The following is a 243-nucleotide window of genomic DNA, read 5'->3' on the forward strand; positions in this document are numbered from 1 at the left end:
GGCCGTGATGTTCTGCCTGATGGACGTATCCGGCTCGATGGACGAGCAGCGCAAGGATCTCGCGAAGCGCTTCTTCATCCTGCTGTACCTGTTCCTCAAGCGCAACTACGAGCGCATCGAGGTGGTGTTCATTCGCCACCACACGCGCGCCGAGGAAGTCGACGAGGACACCTTCTTCCATTCGACCGAAAGCGGCGGCACCGTCGTGTCGAGCGCGCTCGAACTGATGCGCAAGGTGATGAG

1 protein-coding gene is annotated in these 243 nt (G+C 60.5%); it reads left to right on the forward strand.

Annotation, left to right across the window (positions count from 1 at the left end):
• Nucleotides 1-243 (forward strand): DUF444 family protein (locus AAEY78_RS14635; protein WP_352340187.1); only part of this gene is annotated, 243 nt, incomplete at both ends.

The organism is Psychrobacter sp. 16-MNA-CIBAN-0192 (assembly GCF_040309565.1).
Taxonomy (GTDB): domain Bacteria; phylum Pseudomonadota; class Gammaproteobacteria; order Pseudomonadales; family Moraxellaceae; genus Psychrobacter.